Here is a 4,334-nt window from a genome sequence, read left to right on the forward strand (position 1 = left end):
TTATAGCAAACTATTTAGCATAGTTAATTTTAGTAATTTTGAATTATCGTTTTTAGTATTTGTAGAACTTAAAAAATCTATAATTGTAGATTTTGAACTCCGGCAATCTCCACCACCACGACAACTACCACAACTGCCACAGCTTATATTATGATTATGATAAAAATTAATTTTTGAAGTTGATCGCAAGCATCGGTAATATGAAACTGAAGTCCGAAATAGTCATTCATAATACAATCAATAAAAATAAAATATGGATTTTAAAAATCTAAGATCCACAAAAAATAATTTTTTGTTATGAGCTAATCTTGATTTAATATATAGTCAGAACTGCCTTATTTGAGGCAAATAATACCCATTATATCAATTAATTCCTGACCGCCGATATCAAAAAAAAAAAAATAAGCAAGTTTCTAATTATCTTTCTCTGGTGCAGCACTGCCTTATTTTGGGAGTTCGCTGGTTTCGCTGGCGCTGGTTTCGCTGGTATGGGGTTACTTTGTTTATTAGTTTTTTCATGCCTTAAATAAGCGTAACCCTATAAATTATTTTGTAATTTCTAAAAAGTATAAAAACGAAAGTAACCCTGTACCAGAAAAAAGAAAAAAGCGCCTGAAAAATTATTATCTATAATAGAACGTATTGAGCACGAGCGTCCAAATCTAAATTATTCTACGCTAAACGAATGTTTAGGTGAGGGTTTGGAAGGAATGTCAAAATCTGAAATCCTGAAAAATGTGAGGTAAAGTTAACAAAAAAATAGTTTTTTCTATAGACAAAGTTGAGTAATTGTTTTAAGAGCGGCAACTGTTATAAGGCAGAGAATTTTCGAAAAATTAATCCAATGCTCAATTAACCCCAGTGGGTTTTGTTCTCCTATCTTTCCTAGTAAAATAGTCGGGAGCGTAATTAACTCATTGAGTTACGTAGATTAAAGATGGTCTCTAGCGCTCCCACTGTCGGTACGATTTTAAACATGCCCAACCGTATATATGGATTATAAGGCAAAGCACAATAATTATCTGAAGGCTTTAAAAAATAAAAAAAAAGGTCTTTCAATTATAGATTCAATGCCAGTTCGAGTATTTATTGCAACAACAAATGCATGCAATTTAAGATGTAGTTTCTGCCCAAATACAATAAACCCTAAGACCATAAAAACTGAAATGCCGTGGAATATTTTTGAAAAAATAGGAAATGAACTTTTTCCATTTGCATTAGAGTACCATACTACAGTCAATGGAGAGCCATTTTTAACCTCTTATTTCCCGAAAATTATAAATATACTTTCAAAATTTAATACAGGTTTAAATGTAACTACAAATGGGATGCTGTTATCACAAAAAATTTCGGATTTAATATTACCAGTTTTGACAGACATTAAGATTTCATTTGATGGAGCGACGAAACAAACATTTGAAAGATTAAGACCAGGAGCAAACTTTGATCAAATAATTAAAAACATCAGAGGATTCGTTAAGGCAAGGGACCAATATATGCTTAGTCAAGACAATCGAACCATAAAGCCAACTTTAACATTACAAGTTACTCTGAGCCGAGATAATTTAGAAGATCTTCCTAAGATTGTAGAAATAGCAGATGACTTAGGAGCAGACAGAGTAAAAGCATATTTAATGGTGGTTTACAAGGAAACAGAATTACCAAATTCACTATGGTATTATCAGGAAATGACCGACAAAATTCTAGAAGAAGCAGAACAAAATGCACAGAAAGCAGAAATAGCATACAAATTTCCAAAAAAATTTAAGTCGCAGACAATATCAGCACAAAATGATGTTGATACTGATTGTCATTTTCTATGGCAAGAGGCTTGGATAAAACCGAATGGTGATGTTGTTACCTGTTGTGTACTTAATGCACCGGTAGTGGGGAATATAATTCAAGAACCGTTTATAAAAATTTGGAACAATCAATCTTATCAAAGAATTAGAGCTAGTATTAATACCCAAAATTCTGCACTAATTTGCAGTAACTGCGCTTTAGTGAATGAGTTCCGAAAAGATAATAACTGGCAATATAGTGATAAGGCATTGATACAATTGGGGAGTTATAATGATTGAAGAAACATCTATAGATTATTTTAAAGGATACCCGTTAAAAGTTAAGAATCAGATGTCTGTAGAAGAGTCAGAAAGATATAAATATGCTGTCAATAAAGGGTTGCCTCTAAGGGTAAGTATATGCACGACAACTATGTGTAATTTAAGATGTAAAATGTGCAAATATCATGGGCAAGCCAAAATCGATGCAGAGACATTAGATTATAAGCATTTTGTAAAAATAGCAGATGAATTGTTCCCTTACGCTAAGGAGCTACATATAGGAATAAAAGGAGAGGCTTTCTTAACCCCATATTTAAATAAAATTCCTGATATTCTCAAAAAATTTGGTACCCAACTAAATGTAACTACAAACGGAATGCTTTTATCTCAAGAAGTGTCTCATCTAATTCTTCCTGTTTTAAGAGATGTAAAAATTTCATTTGATGGAGCGACAAAGCAAACATTTGAAAAATTAAGACCTGGAGCGAATTTTGATCAGATAATTAAAAATATTAAAGAATTTGTTAAGGCAAGAGACGAATATATGTCCAAACAAAAAGAAGGAACTTATCGTCCAACATTAACACTCCAATCGGTGTTAATGAAAGACAATATAAATGAATTGCCAGATATTATTGAATTAGCTCATGATATAGGAGCTGATAGAGTAAAAGGGTTTAATCTAATAGTATTAAAGCCAGAATTTCTTGAACAATCATTATTATTTTATCAAGATTTAGCTAATAAAAATCTTAAAGCTGCAAAAGAAATAGCGGAAAAATATAAATTAAAAACAAAATATCAAGATGAGTTTGATACTTCAATAAACATCTTTACAGAAAAAGGTTTTATCCCAAATGACTGCAATTTTTTGTGGAGACAAATTAACATTGAAGCCAATGGTGATGTTATCCCATGTTGTCACTTTTACAGCCCAGCTGTAGGGAATATTTTTAAGAGTTCTGTGCAAGAGATTTGGAATAATTCATTATACCAAAAAATGAGAAAAAGTTTTTCTTTTGGAAATCACGAATATCATTGCTTAACATGTCCCATGGCATCAAAAAAAGTTGTTAACGCAAAATCTTTTATATTAACTACAAATACAAATTGAGGCAAAAATGAAACAAGAAGATCTTGACTATGTCTTAAGAATTTCTCTTCCTAAGTGTAACTTAAAATGTTCTTATTGTAGGAAAGATGAAGCTAATATTCCAAACGATGAATTATTATCTAACAAAGAATTGTTAGATATAATCAGAGCATCTTACACGAATGGAATCAGGCGTATTAGATGGACAGGAGGAGAACCAACGGTAAATAAAGGATTTCTTGACATAGTTAAGGCAGCAAAGGATGTTGGTATAGTTTATCAAATGTTATCTACAAATGGGACGACTCTTGATATGCAAGCTGAAAATCTAGCCGAAGCAGGAATAAATAGAGTAAATATAAGTTTAGATACTTTAAATAGAGCTAAGTTTTACGAAGTAACAAAATTTGATATGCTAGATGATGTACTTACAGGAATTAAACAAGCTATAGGCATTTTTGAAAAAATTAAAATAAATACAGTTTTAACAAAAGAGAATGCAGATGATTGTTTACAACTTCTAGATTTTATTTATGAGATAGCTCATGGTGAAAATCAGAACAAAATAGCAATAAGATTTATAGAATTAATTCCAGGAGGCTTTGAAGGTGATGAACAGTACGTTGCTAGTAATTTCATATCAGGCGAACAACTTGTAGAAAATATCACTAAAAAATATGGAAAATTAAAGCTGACTACTTTTGAAGGCGATAATCCTATGTGTACGTATAGGGTAATAAAGCAACCAGGTGTAATTTTTGGGATTATTCCACATTTCTCAGTGAATTTTCAATGTGGGGGTAAAAGGTGTAAGAAAATTAGACTAAATCCTACAGGAACTATTAGCAACTGTAGCATTCACAAAAAATTTGGTCATAATATCAAAAATACGTCATACGAAGAAAAATTAAAAATTTTAAAATATCTAATAGAAGAAAAAGCTAATAGATCAGCACAAGAATTTAAAGAATTAAAGCATTTTCAGTCAGATTATTCGTTTTGGCGCTTTGGAAAAAAGTCTCAGTAACACATTCTTTAGAGATTTATATGCTCTGCCAAAATATAAAAAAGTATTATAATATAACGGCTTTCAGTAAGTATTGTAATTTAGAATACGTTGAAACGGATGATTTCTCTGAATTAGATGATACAAAAATATCAAAAGCACACGCAATTTG

The 4,334-nt window shown here is 31.1% G+C and carries 3 protein-coding genes; all 3 read left to right on the forward strand.

What is annotated here, in order from left to right; genetic code table 11:
* The first annotated feature begins 992 nt into the window (after window positions 1–992).
* The 3 genes from LBD57_RS03950 to LBD57_RS03960 are packed head-to-tail and all read left to right on the forward strand — an operon-like array spanning window position 993 to window position 4,183.
* Window positions 993–2,081, forward strand: a complete 1,089-nt coding sequence (locus LBD57_RS03950) for an SPASM domain-containing protein (protein WP_373470033.1) — start codon at window positions 993–995, stop codon at window positions 2,079–2,081.
* Window positions 2,074–3,177, forward strand: coding sequence for an SPASM domain-containing protein (locus tag LBD57_RS03955; RefSeq protein WP_373470034.1), 1,104 nt, complete (start codon window positions 2,074–2,076; stop codon window positions 3,175–3,177). The genes LBD57_RS03950 and LBD57_RS03955 overlap by 8 nt, the downstream gene beginning before the upstream one ends.
* Before the next feature lie 7 nt (window positions 3,178–3,184).
* Complete coding sequence (locus LBD57_RS03960; protein ID WP_373470035.1) at window positions 3,185–4,183, forward strand: radical SAM protein; 999 nt, start codon at window positions 3,185–3,187, stop codon at window positions 4,181–4,183.
* Window positions 4,184–4,334: the final 151 nt, after the last annotated feature.

This window comes from Candidatus Endomicrobiellum cubanum (assembly GCF_031278955.1).
Lineage (GTDB): Bacteria > Elusimicrobiota > Endomicrobiia > Endomicrobiales > Endomicrobiaceae > Endomicrobiellum > Endomicrobiellum cubanum.

What these genes read in the sequence shown, in the direction of transcription:
- LBD57_RS03960 (WP_373470035.1), top strand. Translation starts at nt 3,185, where the DNA reads ATGAAACAAGAAGATCTTGACTATGTCTTAAGAATTTCTCTTCCTAAG.
- LBD57_RS03955 (WP_373470034.1), top strand. Translation starts at nt 2,074, where the DNA reads ATGATTGAAGAAACATCTATAGATTATTTTAAAGGATACCCGTTAAAA.
- LBD57_RS03950 (WP_373470033.1), top strand. Translation starts at nt 993, where the DNA reads ATGGATTATAAGGCAAAGCACAATAATTATCTGAAGGCTTTAAAAAAT.